The following is a 26,006-nucleotide window of genomic DNA, read 5'->3' as shown; positions in this document are numbered from 1 at the left end:
GTGATTTTAATAAAAATGATTATATGTACGGAAATTAAGGTGGTGAATAAGGTTGATTACACATTTTTCAGAGTTGAAATTACAAACAGTATCTATTCAAGGGGTAGAACAAGTGTATGCAAAGCGTCTTGGGATTCCAATTTTATCAAAAACGAATAAACAAATAAGTTTTAAATTAACTCCATATGTTACATTAGTTTTTGAAGAAGCATATGAACCAATTTCGCCTGCTCATTTTGCTTTTCAAGTACCATTCTCAAAGTTCTACGAAACAGCAAAATGGATTCAAGAATCGGGTTTGCTTGTTGTAAGGTGGGAAGATGGTCATGAAATTGATGAAGAGGATAGTCGGTTAAATTTATATTTTCGTGATGGAGATGGAAATCTTCTTGAAATTATTGCACATAAATATATTGATGAAGGTATTTTAGTTCCGTATACACCTTTAAATATTCTATATATAAGGGAAGTAGGTTGCCCAGTTGAAAGTGTACCTACATTTAGAGAGTGGTTAAAATCCAATTTATACATGAAAACATTTGGAGTTGGTGAAATTTTTAACTTTGTAGTTGGTGGAACGGCTCATGTTGTTGCAAGCTGGAAGAGAAGGCCTTGGATTCCGATTGCAATGAAAGCTTTGCCGCCGAAAATGCATATTTCATTTGGGACGTCGAGTCTTGAGTTCATTCAAAGGGTTCAGAAACATATAAGACAAAACGATGTACCATTTCATTTTCATAATAATGAAATATCGTTCGTTCAAGAAGGGTATTCTTTTTCTATACAACATACTCCGCATTTTAAAGCTGATATTCCCAAAAAGTTGAACTTACCACTTTCTATTTAAGTAATATTTTTTGAGTTGTTATTATTGGATGTGATTTTAATAAATAGTTAGAAAATCATGACATATATTTAAAAGGAAGTATTCTAAAAACAGGTATTTTGACGTGTGTTCAAAACACCTGTTACTTACTTCATTTGATTGTCATATACACGTTAATGATTTGGATACATTTCTTGCAAAAAACTGACAGATTGTTTAATTAGCGCTTTTAGAACATTAATATCAATATCTGCTAATTTATTAATGTATATACACGCCTTTCCAGATGTGTGTTTTCCAAAGTCTTTTAATAGTTCTTCTCGCTTAGGATCACCAGTTGCAAAATATAAACTAATTTTGGCCTTGCGAGGGGAAAAGCCTACTAATGGAGCATCTCCTTCATGACCAGATGTATATTTATAGTGGTATGTACCAAATCCAATAATGCTAGGTCCCCACATCTTTGCTGGATAACCTGTTGTTTCAGTAAAGATATCTAATAACTGATATGCGTCTTCTCGTTTTTTTAGGCTGTCAACATTTTCAATAAACTCGATTACACTATTGTTGGTTTCTGTTGTTTTGAGTTTATACATAATAGAATTGTCCCCACTTTTTTAGATATAAGTTTTATCACATATTTCATTATAATACATAGTTTGAATCAAAGTTACAGAATCTCATGTATGCTTAAAAGAAATAAAAACTTTTGAATAAAAGTTTACTTTCTTTTTTCATCAAAAAATAAAAGACGATTTCACATTAATCGTCTTGCATCCTTATAAATAATACAAAATTATTTTATTTCATCTAGCTTATCTTTTTTTCTAAGTAAATTGGTTTTTGTTATATCTCTAGAGATTATAAATAAAAATAAGTTAACCAAAACTAAAATGACATCTATACAAATGACCCAAGAATCACTTTTTATAAAAGAATTAGTCAAAACCAATATTAATAAGCTAATTCCTGAAATTAAACGTACTTTGTTTTGTTCTATTTTCAACATAAAATCATCTCCTTTTAACTATACTACAATATTCTTAATACATTTAATATATATATATATATTAAATTATACGCATGTAATAAATACACTAAATGTAACCTTTTATTATTAATTTACATTCAGATCTCCATAATTATTAACTTTATCCGCTATTTTAGGGCAGTGAGACCCCCACCTCAAGATTCAGAGAGAAACAAGGAAGTTAGGTGGGAGATTAGCTGCCCGTAAAAGTCCGATTAGTGAGGGCTAATAATCAGTGTGGGAAAGAAAACCCCACTGATTAAAGTTTCACTTTATCTTGATATCCCAAAAATAAAAAATACTCTTGAAATAAGGAGAAACTTCCAATAAATCCATTGTATGACGAGAGAGAAAATACAAAATCTATAAAGGAACCATATAAAAAGAGGGTGTGAAACAAAATGGGAAAAACGAAAGCGTTAGGATCAGCGAAACATAAAGGAAATCAAACTCAGTGTCATACATCTTCTAAAAAAGGGCGTAATGCTCAAAACGCAGGACAACGTAGTCATTAAAAAATACTTCTGTCTCCCTTTCTTTTTCTATATAATATAAAGAAAGGGAGTGTAAGCTTATATATGAACAAATGGATACTACTTGTTATCTTATTATTTCCACCATTATGCATAATGTATATGACATATCGAATGAAAAAAGTTGCTTATGAAAAGTTAAGTGATAACGCTCCATATGTATTAATTTTAGGTGCAAAATTATTTGGGGATAAACCTTCTTTATCTCTTCAAAATCGACTGGATGTAGCCTTAATGTATTTAAATTCTCATCCGGAAACAAAAGTAATTGTATCTGGAGGACAAGGTGAAGATGAGGACATCCCTGAAGCCCATAGCATGCGAAATTATTTAATAAAACATGGAATTGAAGAGAATCGTATTTTCATTGAGGATCGTTCGACAAGTACTTATGAAAATCTAAAGTTTAGCATGGATTTATATCATGTAATGCACGCGGTAGTTGTGAGTAATACATATCATCTATATCGAACAAAAATTATTGCTAAGCGTTTAGGAATGCAGATGGAGTCACTCGCGGCACCAACACCAAGGCGTTCAGAGAAGAAAGCATATATACGTGAATATGCAGCAATTATTAAAACGGTATTATTCGATCATTAGAGCTCAAGTAAGGGCTCTTTTTTCGTGAATAAAAAGCGTATCATTTGAAAAGAAGGAAAGATTCTATCAGAATGAAAGAAACAATAATAAGGGAGTTGTATTTGTGATTCGATTTAATCATGTGTCAAAAGCATATGAAGATGGTACAAAAGCAGTAGATTCATTACATTTAGAAATTAAAAAAGGAGAGTTTTTTGTCCTTATCGGTCCGAGTGGTTGCGGAAAAACAACAACGATGAAAATGATTAATCGTTTAATTGAAACGACAGAAGGTTCCATCTCTATCGATGGAAAAGACATCCAAGATTACAATATTCATGAACTGCGTTGGGATATCGGGTACGTTTTGCAACAAATTGCATTGTTTCCTCATATGACAATTGCTGAAAATATTGCGATTGTACCTGAAATGAGAAAATGGAGTAAAGAAAAAGTTCGAGAGCGTGTGGATGAGTTACTTGATATGGTTGGATTAGATCCAGATGTATATCGAAATCGTATGCCTGATGAATTATCTGGTGGACAGAAGCAACGTGTGGGAGTGGTAAGGGCACTGGCTGCTAATCCGAAAATCGTTCTTATGGATGAACCATTTAGTGCGCTAGATCCATTAAGCCGAGAACAGTTGCAAAAGGATATTGTAGAATTACAGAAAAAAATTCAAAAAACAATTGTGTTCGTGACACATGATATGCAAGAAGCGTTAACACTTGGTGATCGTATTTGTGTGATGAGAAAAGGGAAAATCGTTCAATTAGATACACCGGAAGGAATCATACATAACCCAGTAAATGATTTTGTAGAAGAATTTATTGGAAATCGTGTTCGCCCTTGGTATGAAGGGAAGAGCATTGAAGATGTGTTGTCACTTGCGAGTGATAGAAAAGTAGACAATGATGTTTTATCTCTATCTCTGCATGCTTCACTACAAGAGGCGTTGATTCGTTTGGAAGCAGAAGAGGCAATCCCAATTGAAAGAGAGGGGCAATACGTGGGGACATTAACGAGCCGTCATATTGTGGCATATTTGGCTGGACAAATGAAGGAGAGGGGGTAAACTGTGTCTGCATTATTACAAACGTTTCAAGAACGAAAATTAGAATTACTTAGTGCGCTGATTGAGCACTTACAAATTTCACTTATTTCTTTATTCTTTGCGGTGATGATTGCAGTTCCACTCGGTATTTTGTTAACGAGAAGAGAGCGAATTGCTGAGTTTATTATAGGCACATCTGCTGTTATGCAAACAATTCCTTCATTGGCTTTACTAGGGCTTTTAATTCCGCTTGTTGGTATTGGAAAGGTGCCAGCAATTATCGCGCTAGTTGTGTATGCGTTATTGCCAATTTTACGAAATACATATACGGGAATCCATAAGTTAGATGCATCGCTTATTGAAGCAGCAAGAGCGATGGGAATGAATAGCTTTAGAAGATTATGGAGAGTAGAACTTCCTCTTGCATTGCCAATTATAATGGCTGGAATTCGTACGGCAATGGTATTGATTGTCGGAACAGCTACGTTAGCTGCTTTAATAGGAGCTGGAGGGCTAGGAAAACTTATTTTACTCGGTATAGATCGAAATGACCATGCTCTTATCGTATTAGGGGCTGTACCAGCCGCATTGTTAGCTTTATTCTTTGACGGAGTACTTCGGATGTTTGAAAGCACTGGACGCTCTCCTAAGCGAATTATATCGGCAATATGTATCATTGTAGTTGTTATAGCTGCACCATTTCTATGGAATACGCAAAAGAAAGATATTGTGATTGCTGGAAAGCTTGGAGCTGAACCAGAAATTTTAATTCAAATGTATAAGCAGCTGATCGAGCAAGATACTGATTTAGATGTAGAATTGAAACCAGGACTTGGGAAAACAGCATTTGTTTTTGAAGCTTTAAAATCAGGGGAAATTGATATGTATCCTGAATTTTCAGGTACTGCTTTATCTACTTTTGTAAAAGAAGACCCAAAAAGTACAAATCGTAAAGAAGTATATGAACAAGCACGCCTAGGGATGGAAAAGAAATATCATATGGTGATGCTAAAGCCGATGGAATATAACAATACATATGCACTTGCAATGCCAAGAAAAGTTGCAGAGCAGTATAATGTGAAAACAATCTCAGATTTACGAAATGTTGCAGCAAATGTTAAGGCTGGATTTACGTTAGAGTTTGCAGATCGGGAAGACGGCTATAAAGGGATGCAAAAATTGTATAATTTCCAGATTGCAAACGTAACAACAATGGAGCCGAAGTTACGATATGGTGCAATTGAGTCGGGGGAGGTTACTGTTATTGATGCTTATTCTACTGACAGCGAACTTGAACAATATGGCCTCCAAGTACTAGAAGATGATAAAGGGTTATTCCCACCTTACCAAGGAGCTCCTTTATTAAGAAAAGAAACGCTTGATAAATATCCTGAACTTGAAAAGACATTAAATAAACTTGCTGGGAAAATATCAGATGAAGATATGAGAAAAATGAATTATGAAGTAAATGTAAATGGTAAAAGTGCAGAAAGAGTAGCGAAACAATTTTTAGAAAAAGAGGGATTGATTCATTAATATTTGCAAAAAAATATACAATTTAATGACTGGAAATCGACCGTTCATAATAAAATGAACGGTTTTTTTGTGCATACTTATACATTTTTTCAAAAAAGTATTCCCTTTTTGCTCATTTTCTTTTAGAATAAGTAATGTTTTCCTGAAAAAATATAATAGAAACATCTATTAGAGAAAAAGGTGACTTTAATAGTTGAACGGATAAACATAACACCTAGAATGACAGATGGGGTGGTACCGATAGAAAAGAAATTAGGATTTTTTCCATTAATCGCATTAGTAGTAGGAACAATGGTTGGCGGTGGTGTTTTTAGTTTACCGCATGATTTAGCAGTAGGCGCAAATAGTGGCGCAACGATAATCGGATGGTGTATTACAGCAATGGGAATGATTCCACTTGCACTTGTATACCAAACGTTAGCAAGACAAAAACCAGAGCTTGAAGGCGGAATTTATAGTTACGCGCGCACAGGATTTGGTGAATATGTTGGTTTTAACAGTGCATGGGGATATTGGCTTGCAGGGATTTTAGGAAACGTAGCTACGATTATGTTATTGTTTAGTACACTTGGATATTTTTTCCCTATTTTTAAAGGAGGAAACAACGTTGCCTCCATCGTTGGTGCATCTCTTTTATTATGGACGCTGCACTTCCTTATTTTAATTGGAATTCGTGAAGCGTCTATTATGAACTTTGTTGCAACAATTGGAAAACTAGTTCCGATTTTATTATTTATTGCAGTTATGGTTACAGCGTTTCGCTGGGATACATTTACACATGATTTTTGGGGTGAGGGAACCGTTTCTATTTCTTCTGTCCTTGGTCAAGTGAAAAATACAATGCTTGTTACACTTTGGGTATTTATCGGTGTGGAAGGAGCAGTTGTATTATCTGGAAGAGCAAAAAACAGCCGTGATGTTGGAAAAGCAACGGTTGTTGGATTAATTTTAGTTATGTCCATCTATATTTTAATCTCAGTCCTTTCTATGGGGGCTATGACAAGACAAGAGCTTTCTCTGTTAGAAACGCCGTCAATGGGCCATGTATTAGAGCATGTTGTTGGACCATGGGGAGCATTTGCCATTAATATTGGATTGGTTGCTTCACTTATTGGGACATTAATTGGATGGTTCTTACTCGTTTCTGAAATTTCTCACGTAGCAGGGAAAGATGGCGTATTTCCGAAAGCCTTTACGAAGACAAATAAAAAGCAGACACCACATATTGCATTATGGATTTCAAATGGTGTCGCACAAACGTTGTTTATTATCGTTTTGTTTTCGGAATCAACGTATCAAATGATGTATTTTATCGCGTCTACATCTATTTTACTTCCGTACTTATTATCAGCACTTTATCAGTTGAAATTAGTTGTAACGAAGGAACTGAAACGTGCGAGGCTAAAAAATGGAATGCTTGCTTTAATTGCCTCATTGTATTCCGTATGGTTGATTTATGCAGCAGGCTTAAAAAACTTATTACTTGTTTCAATCGTATATGGTATTGGACTTGTTGTTTATATGTTTGCTCGAAAAGAAAAAGGAAATCGCTGTTTTTCTGGCATGGAGAGATATGTCATGGTTGTAATCGTGGTTGCAGCAGTAATATCGCTTTATATGCTTGTAACAGGTAATATAAAAATGTAAAAAAGTCCTCCTGAAGGACTTTTTTCTTTGCATACAAGGAATTTTATTTTATTTACAGAATATCTAATATATAAGATGTTTAGGGGGGATGAGAATGGAAGAAAAAGAACAACTCTTAAGAATTATGGAATTGGCAAGTGATTTACGAAAAGTATTAGTACAAGAATTATTTTTTAATCATCATCCCGAACTACGTGGAGCGATTGAGAATTTAGCTGGTTCTGTGGAGACTTTAGCAGGCCTGCAACATAATAAAGATGAAAATGCCGAGGATAAACTACGATACGTACTTGCTAAAATGAAAATTGCTCACAATGCGATTATGCAAGAGAAAAAAGCTTTCCCTTCTCACTAATATAAGTTTTACTTTTGTAACCTGACGGTATACGTCAGGTTTTTTTGTTTCTAGTTTTCTTTTACAGTTCATATAATAAGAACAGTATGAAAAAAAGAAGGTGAGTATATTGAAGCTACATAAAGCTCTCCATCCAAGTTTTATAAAGCGGATGTATCACATGAGATTTCTTGGAAAGTTCGTTGGAGGTGAGGAGGAAAAAAAGAATACTTTTTCTGTACAATGTCTTTCACAAATTCCTTCTATTTTGAAATCGCAATTTGAAGGTGAAGTATATTTGTTTGAAGGACTATATACTAACAAAAAAAATGAGAGAATATTTGCGGATTTAAAGAAAAAAAAGTTAGAAAAACAATTGGTATTGTTTCGCCTTTATTATGAAAGAGGGAACTTGTATGTTGAATTAATATGTACAGAACAACGGGAAATCGCGGATGCATATAAGATTATCCCTTCGCCAAGATTAGTAGGATATAAAAAGAGAGAATCTTTAGAGCGAAAGCTAGGTAATGGGTACTTATCTTTTCTTATTCCTAAATTCCCACACGATTTCGAAGTACCACAGTTGTTATGGTATGAAGGTAGATTATATGGAAATTTATCATTAAAATCATCCATTAGTTCAATTGCATATTGCGAACAAAAAAAGGAATGCAAATATATCGAAATTGATAATTGGACCAAGTATATAGAAGTGAAAGCGGATGATCATTTGTATTTTGTACGAGAAAATATGTATGATCAACTTCTAAAGCAAATCGCAGAAGAGGGAAAACGGGTGGAAGTAGTAGACATAAAAGGGAAAAAAGAAGACCAAGAATGGAATGAGCGTGAATCTACATTTATACAGTATGTACAGGACTTAATCAATAATAAAGGTTTGTATTTAGATGCAACGGATATTTTTAACTTTCATATTAGTGTAAAAACAAATATGTTAACGATTCTTGCTGGTATCCCAGGAATCGGGAAATCACGTTTTGTGCAAGTATATGCAGAAGCGTTAGGGTTAACGTATGGAGAAGAATTGTTATGGATTCCAATTTCTCCATCTTATCAAGAACCACACGATATAATAGGTTACCTTCATCCAAATGGAACATATATCGAAAGTGAAACGAAGTTAATTCGGACATTATTAAAAGCATATGAAAATCCGAATCAGCTTTATATGATTGTATTTGATGAAATGAATATGTCACATATTGAACATTGGTTTACACCATTTTTATCTATTCTTCAATTAGAAAAGAAAAATCGTATTCTTTCTTTATATGAGGAAGGAAATGAAATAGAAAATATAATTCCACCTAAAATTGAAATTGGTGAAAATATTATTTTTATCGGAACTGTGAATTTTGATGAAACAACGAAAGAATTATCTGATCGCTTATTGGATCGAACAAATCTTATTACACTTCAAAAGATTCCATTTTGTGAAATCAATATGCAGCAAAATAAAGGGATACAAATCCCGCCCCTACAAGTAACAACAGGAGAGTTTCGTATGAATTGGTTACGAAATAAAGAGATAATTGATGTGTTTTTTGAAGAGGAATTAGAATTATTAGATAAATTACATGGCGTATTATCATCACATGACGCATCGAAAGGCGTTTCTTTTCGATGCGCTGCTGCGATTGCGACTTATTTGCAAAATATCCCTCCAAAAGATAATCAATCTTATATGATTAGCCGAGAAGAGGGCTTTGATTTACAAGTAAAACAGCGTATTTTAACAAAATTACGTGGTACGGAAATGACAATTGGTCCACTTCTTCGTGAGGATGAAAAGAAAGGGCTATCGCTAGTATCATTATTACAATCTCCACTTGCGAATTGTGTCTCCGCATTCGAACATTCTCTAGCTTATATTAGACAAAAACGGCGTGAATTGGAGTTGTATGGGTATGCGAAATGAGGAGCAGCACGAGACGGAAATTGTAGATACAAAAGATAAGCTCCCGTTCGTATTAAAATTAATTATTGGAACAGAAGGAAAAGGAGATTTTATATTTTTGAATCGTCTTTGTAAACACACTACCACAATGGCTCATTGCGTTTATAAAGTACAAGAATTAAAAGCATTACGTTTGACTTTACATTGTGAAAAGCCAATCCGTGTTACTTTTATGTGGAATAAAGTGTATGAAGGGCAAAAAGATAAGAAAGAATGGCAATATGAATTGCATGAAAAAAGACAAAAGGTATTATTATATGAACATGGAAAAACTGATTTTTTTTATCCTTGGCGTTGTGGTTTGTATCATTTCGAGGTGCAAGTGGAAGAAGAGGTATACTATGGGGCATTTCAAATTGTTCCTAAAAATTTTTTTGATGATCAATTTGAAACGATTCGAAATTATGTAAAATCAATTTTGAATGAAATTATGCTAGATCGTGGTTATTATAAAAAGACATTCTCAACGCTAATTGACATTGAAGATTCTTCCTATTTAATGCTACTTCGAATGCTGCCACAAAAAATGAAAAAAATAAAGCAGCTTTATAAAAAAGTTGAAGAGAACACAAGATATATCGATAGATATGAGTGGGAAATACGGGAACGAAAAGCGACGATGAAAAGTGTGATAATGAACGAGAAAAATCCTCACGCTAAGTATTATAATCGCAGATTTATAGAACAAACAGATAGTTTGGAGAATGCTTTTCTAAAATTTACAACGAAACAATTTTATCAATATTTACTTGAAGCACAGGCTTTCTTACAAAAGACAATCGAAATATTAGAAAGAGCAACACATACAAAAAAAGAGGAACAACAAGCAGTAAAAACAATTATGCAAACCATTGAAAGAAACGGGTCTGTAACAGATAGGGAGAAGCAAAAATATCGAAATATTCATTTGTTAAAAGAAGCAGACTTGCGGAAAGCATCTATGAAAATACAAGAGTATAAAATTTTAAATCATATTGTCCACCAAGCTATACTGTACTTTCAAAATTTGTTAAATTCTCCATTCTGGAGAGGGATTTCTGAAAAGACAAATATAACTATACATGCTTTACCTGTTACTCATCGGCAACTATTATATCATTTAGAGTTTCTACCACGTTATAATCAACAATCTCCAGCTTTATTATTTGTGTATAAACCAACGTTTTTAGTGTATGAGTATTATACATTTTTTATCATTATTTCTATATTGCAACAGTTAGAATTTAAAGATGAAATTCCATTACGCGAACAAATTCAAACTTATTTTTACTTAGATGGTTTACAGGATGGTACGACAATTGTTTTAAATCGTGAAAATATTCAAATCCATGTAGTGTTTAATGACCTTATTGAAACGCACCCACTCATTGCACTTAGTAAAGGAAGTCATTTCTATAATGGAGAAGATACGAAAAAGCCAGACATTCGTTTAGATTGTTATGTGAAGCAAGGGGAACGTTATGAGTACCAGTCGTCTATTATTGTTGAGGTGAAATATAGTCCTATGTTTAATATTTTTCAGTCTGTTGGAAATACAAAAGCAACAGAGCAAATGTACAAATATTGGTCCATTAAATATGTAGAAGAACAAGATGGAAAACGTATTTTTCACCGAAGGGCGATTCATGAAGTGATTTGTGTATACCCAGGCAGTCATATGCATGGGAAGAAAATAGAAGCAGGTTGCGGAGTCTTTTTGCAATTATATCCATATAAAACGAAGCAGGGAGAAGAAAAGTTAGCTGGAAAGCATGGTCTTGTACAGATTTTCGAGAAATGGTTAAAAAATATTGTAACATGAAAAGAAACCTTTCTTTATGGAAAAGGTTTCTTTTTGTGTAAGTAAATTGAATTGTTGAAGGGAGTATAATTGTGAATTTATGGTACTGTAGAATCAAATACCCATAGAGGTGATAAAACAATAAAGGTAATTTCTAATTATATACAATGGAATTGTCACCTTATATAAATATAAAAAATGAATAGGAAATGGTTAATTTTTATAGAATGTATAATGTAGTAAATACCTTTTAGTTGCATGCGCAGATTTGTTCTTATATGATAGATGGTGAAAGCGTTATCAAAATATAGGACGGCGATGGGAAAGGCGGGGAAATATGTTCCAGCGTGTTCAAACAAAGGAAGAACATTTTTGGTTCGAGCAACTGTGGGGAGATTTTTGTGAAGAGAGAGATTTAATGTTTGTAGAGCGTAATTTAAATCCATCACGATTTTTATTAATAGAAGGAGGACATTCTATTGGTACAGTAGAGTGTATTCGATATACGACACCTGAACAATCTAATTCTGAGTTTTTCTATCCGTTTTCTGAAAATGAGTTAGTGAAAGGTTTAAAGAATGTTTATGAAATAGGAAAGTTAAGTATTACGAAAACATCGCGCGGGAGAGGACATTTCAAAAGGTTAACAGCTATTTTATTTATTCATGCTTTAGAAATGAAAGCTGAGTGGTATATTGCTGTTGTTACAAAAAGAATGTATATGTATTTACTTACACTTGGTTTTCCAATTGAACCAATTGATGATCCGTTTTATTTTCATGATACATTGCAAGGGGTACCTGTTCGCATTCATGCTCGGAAAGGATTAACACATTTGTATTCCTTAAAAGAATTTCGGGATATTATTCAAGGAAATGCTCATGCGCAGGCACTAATCAAAGAGAACAGTAAAAATATTATGTTAACAAGATGAAGTGTCACAAATTTTTATAAATTATTGTGATTGATATCACATCCCTTTTTCTCAATGTATATTACGCTTAGTTTGTAATGAATGATTGGGAAAGGGTGGGATGATATGTTTTGCTATCAATGTGAACAAACGCCAACAGGCGGATGTAAAGTAATGGGTGTTTGCGGTAAGAATGAAACAATTGCAAGTTTACAAGATACGATTGTGTTTGGGTTAAAAGGAATTGCTGCTTATCGTACCCATGCTGCGCAGCATGGGTATACAGATCCATTTGTAGATGCTACAACTCAAGAAGCGTTATATATGACATTAACAAATTCTAACTTTAATGAACAAGAACATATTGATATGGCTATGAAAGTTGGGAAATCAGCTTTACGGGTGATGGAGTTGTTAGATGAGGCACATACGAATCATTTTGGTGTTCCAGAGCCTGTTCAAATTACACAAAATCATGTAGAAGGTAAGGCAATTGTTGTTACTGGTCATAATTTATTTGCATTAGAGGAATTATTAAAGCAAACAGAAGGCAAAGAAATTAATATTTATACGCATTCTGAAATGCTACCAGCGCACGGATATCCACAGCTGAAAAAATATAAACATTTAAAAGGAAACATTGGTAAGGCATGGTATGATCAACGACGTCTTTTTGAAAAGTTTACCGGTGCGATATTGGCTACAACGAACTGTGTTATGCCAATTAAAGGATCATACTCTGATCGCTTCTTTTCATATGATATTGCCGGCCTGGAGGGTGTACGGAAAATTGAAAATGATGATTTTGCACCATTGATTAAAAAAGCGCTAGAACTTCCCGAGGTACATATGGAGTCGGATGAACAGTTAGTAACAGGTTTTCATCATAACACAGTATTATCATTAGCTCCAGAAATTATTGAGGCAGTAAAGGGAGGGAAAATTAAGCGCTTCTTTGTCATCGCAGGTTGTGATGCCCCAGGAAAAGGCGGAGAATACTATCGTGAATTAGCAACGTCACTTCCGCAAGAAACGGTTATTTTAACAACTTCTTGTGGGAAATTCCGCTTTAATGATGTGAATTATGGTGTTGTACCCGGTACGGAAATTCCACGTTACATTGACTTAGGGCAATGTAATAATTCAATTTCTACAATAAAAATAGCGGCAGCTTTAGCAGATGCTTTTCAATGTGAAGTGAACGAATTGCCAGTTAGTATTGTCCTATCTTGGTTTGAACAAAAAGCGGTTGCCATTTTACTTGGGCTATTTAGTCTTGGGATTCAAGATATTCGTATCGGTCCAAAGGCCCCTGAATTTATTTCACCTGGTGTGCTTGATGTATTACAAGAAACATTTGGTTTAAAACTTATTACAACTGCAGCAGAAGATATGAATATGATGTTATCGTAACAAAAAGGATGTCTTGTAATGAGACATCCTTTTTATATAAATAAAAAAGCGTATGATAATTGACTAGGGGGGAGTCAATTATCATACGCGAACAAACGATTGGAAAAGAACTAAAATCCGAATATACTTAAAATCATTTTACGACGTTTCGGTTTTTCTTCTCGTTCATATGTTGGCGTGATATCAGGTGTGATGTAAATTGGTTCTTTTTTCTCAAGAGCAGCTTCTAATTTTTGAATTCTATCCATCATTTCTTCCATTTCTCTGCGATGTTGTAGCAATTGGTAATTGACGACATCATCTGCTTTATCTTGCATTTTTTCCTCTATACGATTTAAACGGTGTGTAATTGTATTTAATTGTGTAACAAATTGTTCAAAATCAGTTGATGGTTCTACTTGTGAAATTATAGCTGGAGATAAGGTTTGTTCTATATGAGAACGATGATATTCTAACATTTTATCTAAGTCGTCTTGAGTGAAAATGAAATGACCGTATTTGTTTTTTTCTATATTGAGATTCAATTGTTGTGCAATCCGAACTACTGCCTTTGGGCTAACACCTAACTTTTTCGCAATAATGGGTGTTTTATATTCCAAGGTAAATCCCTCCTATATATATCCTGTTGAATTATTTCGAGGTATTAAGCTTCTTCCCTGCATGGGTGACAAAAGAAGTGAGGAATCGGCAAAGAAAGTGTTTTTTCACGAGAATTAGTTTTTGAGCATATAGATTCTTCTAAAAAGAGAGGAAAATGTCTATTTTTTTCAATTATTCTAGTTTGACTGAAAGAAGATATTTAGATTATCATAAATATAAATATCCTCTTTATGTATGCATATAATGTATAAAAAGGTGATGGCGAATGTAGAAACTTGTAAGATGATAAGAAAAGTCTTTTTCGCTTGAATAAATTAATTAGGAGGTGGCTTCCTTGCTTACAGCGTAAGTAAGGAAACGTATTTGGACATATATAGTATAAGTATGGTGATTGTTTTAATTGCCTTAACTGCATTTTTCGTTGCGGCCGAGTTTGCAATTGTGAAAGTAAGAAGTTCACGCATCGATTTTTTAATTGCAGAGGGAAATAAACGTGCAATTCCTGTGAAAACAGTCATTACAAACTTAGACGAGTATTTATCAGCTTGTCAATTAGGAATTACAGTTACGGCTCTTGGACTCGGATGGTTAGGAAAGCCAGCGATAAAGCACATGTTTGATTCGCTTTTCGCAAGATGGGAAGTGTCTCCCCAGGTTGCTGATATTTTGGCTGTGATTCTAGTGTTTATGTTCATTACTTTTTTCCATGTTGTTGTGGGAGAATTAGCACCAAAAACATTGGCGATTCAAAAGGCAGAACAAGTGAGTTTACTCGTTGCTAAACCGCTTATTTTCTTTTATCGAATTACTTTTCCGTTTATATGGCTTTTAAATGGATCTGCTCGATATGTAACAAGAATGTTTGGTTTACAAACTGCGAAAGAGCACGAGGAAGTCCATTCGGAAGAAGAATTACGGTTGTTAGTGTCAGAAAGTTATAAAAATGGTGAAATTAATCAATCTGAATTTAAATATGTAAATAAAATCTTTGAATTTGATGATCGTATTGCAAAAGAAATTATGGTCCCACGGACAGAGATGAACATTTTAGATAAAGATACTTCTGTTAAAGAAGCATTGCAAAAAATGTCCAATGAGAAATATACAAGATACCCAGTTGTTGATGGGGATAAGGATCATGTTATCGGTTTTGTAAACTTTAAAGATATTTTCACAGATTTTGTGAAACATGGTGCCTTTAGCAAAGAAACGGTGCAGCAGTATATTCGTCCCATTATACTTGTCATTGAATCGATTGCAATTCATGATTTGTTTTTAAAAATGCAACGAGAGCGTACACATATCGCTATATTAATTGATGAATATGGTGGAACAGCAGGTCTTGTAACAGTTGAAGATATATTAGAAGAAATTGTTGGCGATATTCAAGATGAATTTGATATAGATGAGAAACCGGAAATCCAACACATAAGTGAAACAAAGACAATTTTAGAAGGAAAAGTACTTGTTAGCGAAGTAAATGTATTGTTAGGTTTATCTATTGATGATGATGATATTGATACAATTGGTGGATGGATTTTAACAAAGCACCTAGAAATTACAGAAGGTGATATTGTTGAAATTGAAGATTATAATTTTTGCGTTAAGGAATTGGATGGCCACTATATCAAGCAGATAGAAGTAACAAAGCGAGCAGCTCCCATTTTAATTTCAGAAACTGAAAAACCAATAACATTACAAGAACAAGTAAGCTCGTAAACTCTGCATTTAGCAGAGTTTTTTTTAGTAGGGAAAATATTTTTTATGTAATGGGACAATGCTACATTGAACTACCCTCACCTTCACTTCGTTTAGAGGAGGCGGTCTTCTCGGTTAAAATGATAAAATAAGTTAGACGTTTAACGAAAGCAATGCGTGGAATTGATGAACTAGAATTAGATAAATACAAATTAAAAGACCGACATAAAACTTAATTTTTAGGTGGGAGAGAGCATCCGGCCATGCATAGAAGCGGTTAGACCCTTTTTCTGCCCCATGCCGAGTGAAAACAAAGAGAGAAAACGAGTGCAGCCCCCCCATTTTGTTATTCATAGCCGCGGCTTATATGTCGAAAAATCAAAATGGATTTATATGGGCAGTTTCATGATTAAAGACATTTCAACTTTTCGAGTAGATCACATGCTATATGCGGTGTCAAAGAAAGTAGTACAGGTCGTGAAGGAATTAAATATGCGATTGAAGAAATGACAGAGATGAAACTAATCTTTATAAAAAAATAAATACAAATAAAAGGTACATTTATTATCTAATCTGTACCTTTTATTTATCTCGCTATTTGCGTGCAGTAAGACGCCCATCTCAAGATTCAGAGAGGAGCAAGGAACTGCCTGTAAAAGCCCGATTGGTGATGGAAGTGTCACATTATCGTGTATTATTTCATCTCTTGTTTAAAAATCGTATCTTCAACATAAACTTGTTCTTTATCTACCGCTGTGTTATGCGCAAGAACTAAACCAATTGGTGTTTGTGTACCTTTATTTTGAACGATTGTAAAAGGTACATTTTTTTCGTTTGCTAATTTAATGTATTTTGATAAATGTGGGTAAGAGATGCTGCCGTTTACATATAGTTGTAATGATTGAGAAGTGCGCATGCTATTAGCTACTTCTGTGTAAACATTGCTTTGCATCACTTGACCGATTGTTAAAGCGATTTCCACACGCTCACGCAATGTGCCTAAGTACATATTGCGTTCTTCTGGTTTGTTTTGCTTTTGGCCATGAATGCCTTCTTGGAGATAATCTTCCACATTTTTATTTACCATATTTTTCACACCTTTCATATCTTATTGTACGCAAGAAATGAAAAGGATGCAAAAAAAGTCATTTCAAATACCATATTCAAATTAATTTTATCAACAGAAATTAACAAAATGTGACAACAATCTCTTAACGAAACGTATTTTTTGTGTTAATATTCAAAATATATAGGGTATTCGTCGCATGGAAATGGAGGGAATGGGGGTTTTTCCAATCGATAAGGATATTAAAGAAGTATTTTGTTCGCACTTGCAAAACAACGGGCACCAATTCGTAGAGAACTGGAAAAACAAAATGATAATTTCCGAGAAAGATCCATTTAAGCAAGAAGTAGCTCAGAATGGAGAGGATCTATTAGAGTTAATCATTGAACTTATTATGGAAAATAAGGATGTAGCTCCTCTACAGCCGTTATGTGAAAAAATTGCAATTGAGCGAGCAGGAGCGGACGCTAATATTGGAGATTTTGTCTATAACGCGAATGTAGGAAGAAATGAACTATTTGAAGCAATGTGCGAATTAGATGTTAAAGCTCGTGAATTAAAACCAATTATAACAAAAATACATACTTGTTTTGACAAATTAATTTATTATACGGTTTTAAAATATTCGGAAATTATATCGAGAAATTTAGAAGAAAAACAGCAATATATAAATGAAACACATAAAGAAAGATTGACGATTTTAGGACAAATGTCAGCTAGTTTTGTTCACGAGTTTCGAAATCCATTAACCTCCATTATGGGGTTTGTGAAATTATTGAAATTAGATCATCCGAATTTATCATATTTAGATATTATTTCACATGAATTGGACCAATTAAACTTTCGTATTTCGCAATTTTTACTTGTTTCAAAAAAAGAAATGTGGAATGAGTCTGAACGATTTTGGCTAAATGATTTGTTTCATGATATTATTCATTTCTTATATCCAAGTCTAGTTAATGCAAATGTTTCAATTGAAAAGATTTTACCGTATCCTATCTCATTTGTAGGATACCGTAGTGAAGTGAGACAAGTTTTTTTAAATATTTTAATGAACTCAATCGATGCTCTCGAAGTGATTAAAGAAGATCGTAAAATTATTATCGATACATGTGAAGAGGAAGAAAGGATTCATATTGTTATTAAAAATAATGGACCGATGATTCCGGCAGAAAGTATTGAAACGATTTTTGAACCATTTGTCACGACTAAGAAATTAGGAACTGGCATCGGTTTGTTTGTATGTAAACAAATTGTTGAAAAGCATAATGGATCGATTACGTGTCGCTCTGATTCAGAATGGACAGAATTTCATATTTCATTTCAAAAATAAAGAGAAAAAAATCTACACCAAGAGAATGGTGTAGATTTTTTAATTTGTAAGAACCACGGCTTCTAATTTTGGGGATTGATTAGAATAGCCTACTAATGCAAATGTGTAAATTGTATTTGGTTCTACTTTTACATTAGGGATGGTTACAAGTATATTTTTTGTATCGGCAAGAGAAATTTCAATATCAGCTGTTCCAGGGCTTACCTGTAAATAATCTGTTACTTGTTTAAATAAGACATTTTCGAATAAATAGTCGCCACCTTTTATGGATACATGAACAGCAGGGGTATCAGAGGAAAAATGTAAAAATCTTATTTTTGCTTGACCAGATTGCAAAGGAGTATTATCAAGCATTGGTTGTAATTGTATATGTGTATCGGTACCAATTGCTGCAAGTGTATAAGAGTGGTTACCCATCATGGGAACAAGTGCTGAAAAAATAGGTGTTTCATTACCGACTGGAACGATATCAACCCGGTACTGCCCTTGAGTTAAGGATAAATAAGGACTGTGTTGCTTAAAAGAAATGTTTTTAATTACCTTTTGTCCGTTAACTAAAAAATCAATAACTGGTGTATGAGGGGATGCGTGGAATATTCTCATATAGGATGGCAATGTTGCTTCTTGAGAGCCGCGTTTTTCATACACATGTACAAGTTTGGTAATCGCACTATGATATTTCATATATAATTCCATATATTTTTTGGGATTTGTATATTGATAGTAACGGGCAAGTTGTTCATACAGGGCTGCTTCTTGTCCATATTTTTCAATTTCAGATTGAGCCATGTAAAATTCCTCCTTTGTCATCACTATAACTATATGCATCTCGGAAAAGGGCTTATGCAAAAAATGCTTCAAAATATAAAAATGATAATAGATAGTTTATCCCGCATTAACGGGCGGGCAGTAAGACTCCCACCTCAAGATTCAGGGAGAAACAAGGAAGGTAGGTAGGGGATCAACTGCCTGTAAAAGCCCGATTGGTGAGGGCTAATAATCAGTGGGGGATGAAGGAACCCGCACTGATTAAAGTTTAACTGTATTTAATGCCACAAATTTTATACATATACAAGTTGCTCGATCTGGTGCAAACTATAAAATCGTTAGCGGAGTTATGGATTTTTTAATTTATAGGCAAACGCACATACAAAGTGGGAGTTGTCCCACATAATTTATTAAGGAAAATTAATTTTTAAGTAGCGGAGGGAGTGGAGCAAATCATGTGGGGTTACGGATATCCTAGTAGTTATTGCGGATATGGTTATGGCGGCGGAGGGTGCGGTACAGGTTCTGGATTTGCGTTGATCGTTGTATTGTTTATTTTACTAATTATCATCGGGGCATGTTTGGTTCGTTAATAACTGATAAAGAGCGTCATGCTGAACTGGTTAATATAGTTAATCGGTTCTTTCTTTTTTATTTTAACAGTACTCCAACAGAAGCCCCCTTCCTCAAGCAGCAACCTCTATGAAACAGGAAGCCCCTTCTTCAAACGACTCGTAAGAGTGTTAAAGAGGGGGCATTCACTCAAGTATGTCTATTCATTACGTATACGTTGTTCTGTATCAATATCGAAAAAGTGCGCTTTAGTTAAACTAAAAGCTAACGGAAGTTTATCGGTAGCTTTAATTTCTGAATGAGCGTTGATTCGTGCAACAAAGTTTTGGCTCGCAAGTTTTCCATGAATCATCGTTTCAGCACCTAATAATTCAGCGACATCAACTGTAATTTCGACAGTTGATTCAGGAGAAGATTGAAGAACAATTGGTTCATCATGAATGTCTTCAGGACGAATACCGAGTATGATTTCTTTTCCATTATATTCTTTTTTCTTTAATGCTTTTAGTTGGCCATCTGGTACTTTGAAACGAATATTTTCTATATGAAAATAGTTATCTTGTAATGTTCCGGTAAAGAAATTCATAGCTGGAGAACCAATGAATCCGCCAACAAAAATGTTTTTAGGAGCATCGTATACTTCTTTTGGCGTACCAACTTGCTGGATGACACCATCTTTCATAACAACAAGGCGTGATGCCATTGTCATTGCTTCTGTTTGATCATGTGTCACATATATAGTGGTCGTGTTTAAACGGCGATGAAGTTTAGAGATTTCAGAGCGCATACTTACGCGTAATTTTGCGTCTAAATTGGATAGAGGCTCGTCCATTAAAAACACTTTTGCGTCGCGAACGATAGCTCTTCCTAGCGCAACACGTTGGCGTTGTCCACCTGATAATGCCTTTGGTTTTCGTTTTAAGTAATCTTCAAGTCCTAAGATTTTCGCAGCCTCTGTTACGCGGCGATTAATTTCATCTTTTGGAAATTTGCGTAGTTTCAAGCCAAACGCCATATTATCATAAACAGACATATGTGGGTATAGTGCGTAATTTTGAAATACCATCGCAATGTCGCGATCTTTTGGAGCGACATCATTCATACGTTCTCCATCAATATAAAATGAACCATCAGAAATGTCTTCTAGACCCGCAATCATACGTAGAGTTGTTGATTTTCCACATCCAGAAGGACCGACAAATACGATAAACTCTTTATCTTCAATATGTAAATTAAAATCAGAAACAGCAGTCGTTTTATTATCATAAACTTTAAAAATATGATCTAATACGAGTTCTGCCACAATTACTCACTCCTTATTCTTTGAATTAATAGAATTATAAGATTTTTTAGAAGATAGGTAAATTGGCAGATTGCACAAAAAAATGAGAGGTTTTTATGCAAGTTTACGAGATATCTAAAGAAAGAAATGCCATGTAAACTGCTACAGCGCCTTCAAATGTTTTGATATTAATTCCTGTTTTTTCAATGAATCTATCAATTCGATACTGCAAGGTATTGCGATGCAAATATAATTGTTTCGCTGCAAGTGATACATTTAAATTACATTGGAAGAATACTCTAACACTATCGATTAGTTCTTTGTCATTTGAAATGTGTGCTAACAATTGATTTGTATATTTTTCTCTTTCTTCTTTTGGTAATGAGATCATTAATTGGTAAGGGAGTAGGTGTTCAATGTGTATAATCTTTTTTGATAAATAGGGAGAAAGAAAAGAAAATAATGCTCGTTCCCATTGATACAAACGAGAAATTCCATTTGTTTCGGTATAGTGTCTGCCAATAAAAAAGGATAGAGATATAAAAAAATCTGTTTCTAATGTATCAAGGGCTGTTTGTAATATAGATTCCGATATATCTTCTTCTAAGATGAGAACGCCGGCTTGAGAAGTCTCCCATATCGTTGTAGTGGCGAAAGAAAACATGGACTGTAAAGCATCTTGAAATTCTTCTCTTTCTACTATAGAGTGATTTGTGAAAAAATGTAAAAAACGAACGGATGCGATAGGAATATCTTTATTTTGATATAACGCTTCATACCAAGACTTTTCTTTTTCTGTTGCATAAAATGTATCAGTATGAATGGGCGTTAAGATTGATGAAAGTAATTGACGTTCCCTTTGGTGTAAGCGAGATTTGCGAATCCCTACTTTGTTTCCTTCAACTAAAAACCAGCTATACTCCTCAGACAATACTGTTTCATTAACCGTTATATCTTTACCGTAATATGTTTTTAATTGTTGAATCATAGGAACACTCCTTTTCCTTTCCTTTTTCTGAGATAAAGTGAAACTTTCATTTAGCCAGACCAATTGATTTTTTTGTGGGCAATTATCCCACATGCCTATCTTTCTCATTTGTACGGACTTTAAGGGAGGGAGAATTTTATTAGTAATTAACCTTCATCGATCAGATTTTTACGGGAAGAATCAATTTGATAAAAATAATCTTTCTCTTGCAGGTAATTCCATTCATGGTTTTTATTGCGCAATAAATAGAATTATATTGTTAAGCTATGAATAAAAATGTTTGGAAAATTTTATAAAAAATTCAGAAAATGTATTACGAAAGAAAAAGTTGTAATGGTATACTTCATAACAACTGGTAATGACAACATGATATCATGATTTAACTTATTATTTATATAATCAATATATCATGAAAAAGAATGTAGTTGCGGTGGAAAAGGATGTTACGAACGATATGCATCGACTTCTGCACTTATTCGCCAATATAAAGAAGCATCTCAATTACAAGGAATAGATATAGACACAATAACAGGGGAAGAAATTATAGAACGCATAAATAGCGGAGAGCAATTAGCTAAAGATGTATATGAACAGTTTTTACAGTATGTCATTACTGGATTAGTGAATATTACACATATGTTTAATCCTGAATTAATTATTATTGGGGGTGGGATCGCTGAACAAGGTGAATCATTTTTGAAACAAATTCAAGAAAGGTTTCAACACGCGGTGATGAACAGCTATCAAAAAAAACGAATATTGTTCTAGCAGCGTTACACAATGATGCTGGTGTGTATGGAGCTTGTTATTTAGGGTTGAATCGCTGGGAGAGTTAGATAGATTAAGGTGCTACGTAAGAGGAGAAACCTCGTACAGAGGATTAGCACATTTGTTTTTTCTCAGTAAAAAATATTTTGTAAAATGCAATAAAAGTATGTTTTTTAATAGGAATAAGTAGATGTCGAAAATTTAAAAAATAAATTATATGAAAGAAACCCCCTATGATTGAGTAATCATAGGAGGTTTCTTTTTGAAGGATTTGTCTAAATTTGTTGAAAAATATGACAGATAAACAAAATAAATAGGAAGGAAATTGACGGGAGTTTCGTCGAAGTTTACACAATGTCAGCAATTGAGCGAAGCTGATGGTATGGTGAAAAAATAATTAGGTAGTATGTTTTTTAGGCTTATTTTTTATAGGAGGGAGGATTTTTTTAAGAGGGGTAAAGGGTTTGGTCTTTTATTATATTTCTAAATTTTTATTTTCATTTTGATTTTTAGCACTCATTTGTATATTTTATAATAGTTTTTTGATAAATTCACTGCGTTTGCAGAGGATTCTTTTTTATGAAAGAAACGTCAATTTTCTTCATATATATATACAAATTGGAGAAATGGGGGAGCGCTATGCGCGATTACTTAATTAAGCCACTTGTTGGTCAGCCGTATCCGATGATTTCACATGGAAAAGGTGTGTATTTGTATGATCAAAATGGTAATAAATATTTTGATGGTTCGTCAGGAGCGATTACGGCAGGTATCGGACATGGCGTAACGGAGATTGCGGAAGTGATTAAAAAGCAGGCAGAGGAGATTGCTTTTGTGTATCGCTCACAATTTACGAGTGAGCCAGCTGAGAAGTTAGCAAAGAAGTTAAGTGATTTAAGTGTAGGAGATTTGAACTGGAGTTTTTTCGTGAATAGTGGTACAGAAGCGAATGAAACGGCTATGAAAATTGCGATTCAACATTTTCAAGAGCGCGGTATTCAAGGGAAACATAAAATTTTGTCACGCTGGATGAGTTATCACGGTATTACGATGGGAGCTTTATCAATGTCAGGGCATCCACTTCGTCGTCAGCGATTTGTGTCTATTTTAGAAGATTATCCAACTGTACCTGCACCGTATTGTTTCCGTTGTCCGGTGCAGAAGGTATATCCGACATGTCAGCTTTCTTGTGCGACTGAGTTAGAACGAGCAATTGATCGAATTGGTGCAGAACATATTGCGGCTTTTATAGCTGAACCGATTATTGGTGCGGCAGGCGGTGCGGTTGTACCACCGAAAGAATATTATAAGGTAATTAAAGATATTTGCAGCCATTATGATATTTTATTTATTGCCGATGAGGTGATGACAGGCCTTGGGCGTACAGGGGCATGGTTTGCGATGGAACACTGGGGCGTGGAGCCGGACATCATGACGTTAGGAAAGGGACTAGGTGCTGGTTATACACCGATGGCCGCGACGGTTGTGAGTGACCGTGTGATGGAACCGATTTTACGAGGATCGCGATCAGTTATGAGTGGGCATACGCTAAGTGCTAACCCGTTATCAGCCGCGACAGCTTTAGCGGTTATTGAATATATGGAGAAACATAACTTACCTGAAAAAACAGCTGAAAAAGGAGAATATTTAATAAAAGGATTGCAGAAAGTTCAGCAGCAATCGACAATTATTGCCGATGTGCGCGGAAAAGGACTCCTGATCGGAGTAGAATTGCAATCGTTTACAAAAGCGTCTGAGCTCATTTCAGTCGCGGCGAAAAACGGACTTCTTTTATATCAAGCTGTATCAGGGCAGGCAGGAAAAGAGGATAGTGCGCTGCTTGTTGCACCGCCGATGACAACTACATATTCTGAATTAGATGAGTTACTTGAGATTTTTGCGAAAAGTGTGGAAGAGATGATGCAAAAAGGAGGGCACAGTATCGTATGACAACCATTACAAATACATTTGGTAAATTAAAAGAAATTGAAGAGATTATGTCGTTGTTTCATGATGATATGACGTTAATGTTTGGAGGGTTTGGCGGAATTGGATCCCCTCCATCATTAATACAGGCTATTGCACAAAAAGGAATTAAAAATTTACATTTAATCGGAAATGATACGGGATTTCCAGATGTAGGAATTGGCCGCCTGGTAACAAATGAGCGAGTGAAATCATTAATTACTTCTCATATTGGTTCAAATCCAAATGCAGGAAGACAGTTAAATGAAGGACGATTACGGATTGAGTTTTCGCCTCAGGGAACGCTAGCAGAGCGAATTCGTGCAGGTGGAATGGGATTAGGCGGAATTCTTGTCGATGTTGGTATGGATACGATTGTAGAGGAAGGAAAACGAACAGTCGAAATGAACGGGAAAACATATTTAGTGGAAACGGCTTTAACTGCAGAGGTATCGATTGTATATGCGAAGAAGGCGGATCCGTTTGGCAATCTTGTGTTTGATAAAAGTGCTCGCAATATGAATCCACACGTTGCGATGGCTGGAGATATTACAATTGTTGAGGCAGAAGAAATCGTACCGCTTGGAAGTTTAGATCCTGAGGAAATTGTTGTTCCAGGTGTTTTTGTAAATTATATTGTGCCGTCGGAAGGAGTGAATTGGAAATGGGTATGGGAGTAGAAATACGAGATAAGATAGCAAGGCGTGCTGCGAAAGAAATTCAAAATGGAATGATTGTAAATTTAGGGATTGGTATCCCTTCTCTTGTACCTAACCATTTGCCTGAAGATATAGATGTTATGTTCCAGGCGGAAAACGGTATCGTTGGAATGGGCCCAACGCCAAGTAAAGGAAATGAAGATGAAAACTTGTGTAATGCGGCCGGATTGCCGACGTCACTCATTACAGGAGCAAGTTATTTTGACAGTTGCACGGCATTTGGAATGATTCGAAAAGGGTTGCTTGATGTAACAATACTTGGTTCACTGCAAGTAAGTGAAAAAGGTGATTTAGCAAATTGGATTGTTCCCGGGAAGCGTGTTCCTGGTATTGGCGGAGCGATGGATTTAGCGCAAAAAGCAAAGCGGGTCGTTGTTGTGATGAATCACGTTGATAAGTATGGAAATGCAAAAATTGTTTCAGAATGTACGCTTCCATTAACGTCGAAAAGGTGCGTGGATTTAATTATTACAGATATGGCTGTAATGGAAGTTACTTCTGAAGGTTTAATACTCCAAGAGTTAATGAGCCCTTATACAGTAGAGGATGTAAAACGAAATACGGAGGCATCTTTTCATGTGAGTTCTAATTTACTTGTGATTGAATGAGAGGAG

At 34.7% G+C, this 26,006-nt stretch carries 23 protein-coding genes and 2 pseudogenes; 18 read left to right on the top strand and 7 right to left on the bottom strand.

Features of this window, described 5'->3' with window-relative positions; genetic code table 11:
- Positions 1–52: 52 nt before the first annotated feature.
- Positions 53–847, top strand: a complete 795-nt coding sequence (locus tag ACM6HU_RS18600; RefSeq protein ID WP_016114723.1) for a VOC family protein — start codon at positions 53–55, stop codon at positions 845–847.
- A gap of 152 nt (positions 848–999) precedes the next feature.
- Here ACM6HU_RS18600 and ACM6HU_RS18595 read toward each other — a convergent pair whose 3' ends face one another.
- Both ACM6HU_RS18595 and ACM6HU_RS18590 read right to left on the bottom strand, forming a co-directional pair.
- Positions 1,000–1,422 carry a DUF1801 domain-containing protein gene (locus ACM6HU_RS18595; RefSeq protein WP_016114724.1) on the bottom strand — a complete coding sequence of 141 codons (423 nt, stop codon included), beginning with the start codon at positions 1,420–1,422 and terminating at the stop codon, positions 1,000–1,002.
- Between the two features lie 200 nt (positions 1,423–1,622).
- The gene (locus ACM6HU_RS18590; protein ID WP_016114725.1) at positions 1,623–1,835 is read right to left on the bottom strand and encodes a hypothetical protein; all 213 of its coding nucleotides are present in this window, start codon (positions 1,833–1,835) and stop codon (positions 1,623–1,625) included.
- 599 nt (positions 1,836–2,434) lie between these two features.
- On the opposite strand from ACM6HU_RS18590, the gene ACM6HU_RS18585 reads away from it, so the two are divergent.
- From ACM6HU_RS18585 to hcp, 9 genes are all read left to right on the top strand, one after another.
- Entirely contained in the window at positions 2,435–2,992 is a 558-nt protein-coding gene (locus ACM6HU_RS18585; protein WP_016114726.1) for a YdcF family protein, read from the top strand.
- Between the two features lie 103 nt (positions 2,993–3,095).
- On the top strand, positions 3,096–4,049 hold the full coding sequence (locus ACM6HU_RS18580; protein ID WP_016114727.1) for an ABC transporter ATP-binding protein: 954 nt from the start codon (positions 3,096–3,098) through the stop codon (positions 4,047–4,049).
- A 3-nt stretch (positions 4,050–4,052) separates the two neighbouring features.
- Positions 4,053–5,564 (top strand): ABC transporter permease/substrate-binding protein, encoded by a 1,512-nt coding sequence (locus ACM6HU_RS18575; protein ID WP_016114728.1) that lies wholly within the window; start codon positions 4,053–4,055, stop codon positions 5,562–5,564.
- Between the two features lie 219 nt (positions 5,565–5,783).
- Complete coding sequence (arcD, locus tag ACM6HU_RS18570; RefSeq protein ID WP_033671139.1) at positions 5,784–7,211, top strand: arginine-ornithine antiporter; 1,428 nt, start codon at positions 5,784–5,786, stop codon at positions 7,209–7,211.
- A 94-nt stretch (positions 7,212–7,305) separates the two neighbouring features.
- Entirely contained in the window at positions 7,306–7,566 is a 261-nt protein-coding gene (locus tag ACM6HU_RS18565; protein ID WP_016114730.1) for a hypothetical protein, read from the top strand.
- Between the two features lie 109 nt (positions 7,567–7,675).
- Entirely contained in the window at positions 7,676–9,487 is a 1,812-nt protein-coding gene (locus ACM6HU_RS18560) for an AAA family ATPase (RefSeq protein WP_016114731.1), read from the top strand.
- Complete coding sequence (locus tag ACM6HU_RS18555) at positions 9,477–11,327, top strand: hypothetical protein (protein WP_016114732.1); 1,851 nt, start codon at positions 9,477–9,479, stop codon at positions 11,325–11,327. Before ACM6HU_RS18560 ends, ACM6HU_RS18555 begins: the two co-directional genes overlap by 11 nt.
- 316 nt (positions 11,328–11,643) lie before the next feature.
- Positions 11,644–12,240: a hypothetical protein gene (locus ACM6HU_RS18550; protein ID WP_016114733.1), complete on the top strand. Its 597-nt coding sequence runs from the start codon at positions 11,644–11,646 to the stop codon at positions 12,238–12,240.
- A gap of 105 nt (positions 12,241–12,345) precedes the next feature.
- Positions 12,346–13,632 carry a hydroxylamine reductase gene (gene hcp, locus ACM6HU_RS18545; RefSeq protein ID WP_016114734.1) on the top strand — a complete coding sequence of 429 codons (1,287 nt, stop codon included), beginning with the start codon at positions 12,346–12,348 and terminating at the stop codon, positions 13,630–13,632.
- Positions 13,633–13,742: 110 nt separating this feature from the next.
- Here the strand turns inward: hcp and ACM6HU_RS18540 are convergent, their stop codons facing one another.
- Positions 13,743–14,231, bottom strand: coding sequence for a polar chromosome segregation protein (locus ACM6HU_RS18540; RefSeq protein WP_016114735.1), 489 nt, complete (start codon positions 14,229–14,231; stop codon positions 13,743–13,745).
- Positions 14,232–14,616: 385 nt separating this feature from the next.
- On the opposite strand from ACM6HU_RS18540, the gene ACM6HU_RS18535 reads away from it, so the two are divergent.
- On the top strand, positions 14,617–15,951 hold the full coding sequence (locus ACM6HU_RS18535) for a hemolysin family protein (RefSeq protein ID WP_033671141.1): 1,335 nt from the start codon (positions 14,617–14,619) through the stop codon (positions 15,949–15,951).
- A 372-nt stretch (positions 15,952–16,323) separates the two neighbouring features.
- Positions 16,324–16,472: pseudogene (locus tag ACM6HU_RS18530) on the top strand (aldehyde dehydrogenase family protein); the annotation flags it as partial.
- A gap of 152 nt (positions 16,473–16,624) precedes the next feature.
- Here ACM6HU_RS18530 and ACM6HU_RS18525 read toward each other — a convergent pair.
- Positions 16,625–17,017, bottom strand: coding sequence for a YueI family protein (locus ACM6HU_RS18525; RefSeq protein ID WP_016132763.1), 393 nt, complete (start codon positions 17,015–17,017; stop codon positions 16,625–16,627).
- 178 nt (positions 17,018–17,195) lie between these two features.
- Between ACM6HU_RS18525 and ACM6HU_RS18520 the strand changes: the two genes are divergently transcribed.
- The gene (locus tag ACM6HU_RS18520) at positions 17,196–18,329 is read left to right on the top strand and encodes a BA2291 family sporulation histidine kinase (RefSeq protein WP_033671144.1); all 1,134 of its coding nucleotides are present in this window, start codon (positions 17,196–17,198) and stop codon (positions 18,327–18,329) included.
- Between the two features lie 39 nt (positions 18,330–18,368).
- On the opposite strand, the gene ACM6HU_RS18515 is transcribed toward ACM6HU_RS18520, so the two are convergent.
- Entirely contained in the window at positions 18,369–19,118 is a 750-nt protein-coding gene (locus ACM6HU_RS18515) for a DUF4397 domain-containing protein (RefSeq protein WP_016114739.1), read from the bottom strand.
- Positions 19,119–19,552: 434 nt separating this feature from the next.
- Between ACM6HU_RS18515 and ACM6HU_RS18510 the strand changes: the two genes are divergently transcribed.
- The gene (locus tag ACM6HU_RS18510) at positions 19,553–19,690 is read left to right on the top strand and encodes a YjcZ family sporulation protein (protein WP_016114740.1); all 138 of its coding nucleotides are present in this window, start codon (positions 19,553–19,555) and stop codon (positions 19,688–19,690) included.
- Positions 19,691–19,869: 179 nt separating this feature from the next.
- Here the strand turns inward: ACM6HU_RS18510 and ACM6HU_RS18505 are convergent, their stop codons facing one another.
- Positions 19,870–20,973, bottom strand: coding sequence for an ABC transporter ATP-binding protein (locus ACM6HU_RS18505; protein WP_016114741.1), 1,104 nt, complete (start codon positions 20,971–20,973; stop codon positions 19,870–19,872).
- A gap of 103 nt (positions 20,974–21,076) precedes the next feature.
- Positions 21,077–21,940, bottom strand: a complete 864-nt coding sequence (locus tag ACM6HU_RS18500) for a PucR family transcriptional regulator (RefSeq protein WP_016114742.1) — start codon at positions 21,938–21,940, stop codon at positions 21,077–21,079.
- 417 nt (positions 21,941–22,357) lie between these two features.
- Between ACM6HU_RS18500 and ACM6HU_RS18495 the strand changes: the two are divergent.
- From ACM6HU_RS18495 to ACM6HU_RS18480, 4 genes and pseudogenes are all read left to right on the top strand, one after another.
- Positions 22,358–22,776: pseudogene (locus ACM6HU_RS18495) on the top strand (ROK family protein); the annotation flags it as partial.
- 571 nt (positions 22,777–23,347) lie between these two features.
- The gene (locus ACM6HU_RS18490; RefSeq protein WP_016114743.1) at positions 23,348–24,658 is read left to right on the top strand and encodes an aspartate aminotransferase family protein; all 1,311 of its coding nucleotides are present in this window, start codon (positions 23,348–23,350) and stop codon (positions 24,656–24,658) included.
- Complete coding sequence (gene atoD / locus ACM6HU_RS18485) at positions 24,655–25,353, top strand: acetate CoA-transferase subunit alpha (protein ID WP_016114744.1); 699 nt, start codon at positions 24,655–24,657, stop codon at positions 25,351–25,353. The genes ACM6HU_RS18490 and atoD overlap by 4 nt, the downstream gene beginning before the upstream one ends.
- Positions 25,338–26,000: a CoA transferase subunit B gene (locus ACM6HU_RS18480; RefSeq protein ID WP_016114745.1), complete on the top strand. Its 663-nt coding sequence runs from the start codon at positions 25,338–25,340 to the stop codon at positions 25,998–26,000. Before atoD ends, ACM6HU_RS18480 begins: the two co-directional genes overlap by 16 nt.
- Positions 26,001–26,006 lie beyond the last annotated feature (6 nt).

This window comes from Bacillus sp. IT-79MI2 (assembly GCF_949768135.1).
Lineage (GTDB): Bacteria > Bacillota > Bacilli > Bacillales > Bacillaceae_G > Bacillus_A > Bacillus_A pseudomycoides.
The sequence above is the reverse complement of the archived record's forward strand: the minus strand, read 5'-3'. Positions and strand labels throughout refer to the sequence as shown.

Coding starts and splice junctions, on each gene's coding strand:
- ACM6HU_RS18595 (WP_016114724.1), bottom strand. CDS start 1,422: ATGTATAAACTCAAAACAACAGAAACCAACAATAGTGTAATCGAGTTT.
- ACM6HU_RS18590 (WP_016114725.1), bottom strand. CDS start 1,835: ATGTTGAAAATAGAACAAAACAAAGTACGTTTAATTTCAGGAATTAGC.
- ACM6HU_RS18585 (WP_016114726.1), top strand. CDS start 2,435: ATGAACAAATGGATACTACTTGTTATCTTATTATTTCCACCATTATGC.
- arcD (WP_033671139.1), top strand. CDS start 5,784: ATGACAGATGGGGTGGTACCGATAGAAAAGAAATTAGGATTTTTTCCA.
- ACM6HU_RS18565 (WP_016114730.1), top strand. CDS start 7,306: ATGGAAGAAAAAGAACAACTCTTAAGAATTATGGAATTGGCAAGTGAT.
- ACM6HU_RS18555 (WP_016114732.1), top strand. CDS start 9,477: ATGCGAAATGAGGAGCAGCACGAGACGGAAATTGTAGATACAAAAGAT.
- ACM6HU_RS18550 (WP_016114733.1), top strand. CDS start 11,644: ATGTTCCAGCGTGTTCAAACAAAGGAAGAACATTTTTGGTTCGAGCAA.
- hcp (WP_016114734.1), top strand. CDS start 12,346: ATGTTTTGCTATCAATGTGAACAAACGCCAACAGGCGGATGTAAAGTA.
- ACM6HU_RS18535 (WP_033671141.1), top strand. CDS start 14,617: ATGGTGATTGTTTTAATTGCCTTAACTGCATTTTTCGTTGCGGCCGAG.
- ACM6HU_RS18525 (WP_016132763.1), bottom strand. CDS start 17,017: ATGGTAAATAAAAATGTGGAAGATTATCTCCAAGAAGGCATTCATGGC.
- ACM6HU_RS18520 (WP_033671144.1), top strand. CDS start 17,196: ATGGAAATGGAGGGAATGGGGGTTTTTCCAATCGATAAGGATATTAAA.
- ACM6HU_RS18515 (WP_016114739.1), bottom strand. CDS start 19,118: ATGGCTCAATCTGAAATTGAAAAATATGGACAAGAAGCAGCCCTGTAT.
- ACM6HU_RS18510 (WP_016114740.1), top strand. CDS start 19,553: ATGTGGGGTTACGGATATCCTAGTAGTTATTGCGGATATGGTTATGGC.
- ACM6HU_RS18500 (WP_016114742.1), bottom strand. CDS start 21,940: ATGATTCAACAATTAAAAACATATTACGGTAAAGATATAACGGTTAAT.
- ACM6HU_RS18490 (WP_016114743.1), top strand. CDS start 23,348: ATGCGCGATTACTTAATTAAGCCACTTGTTGGTCAGCCGTATCCGATG.
- atoD (WP_016114744.1), top strand. CDS start 24,655: ATGACAACCATTACAAATACATTTGGTAAATTAAAAGAAATTGAAGAG.
- ACM6HU_RS18480 (WP_016114745.1), top strand. CDS start 25,338: ATGGGTATGGGAGTAGAAATACGAGATAAGATAGCAAGGCGTGCTGCG.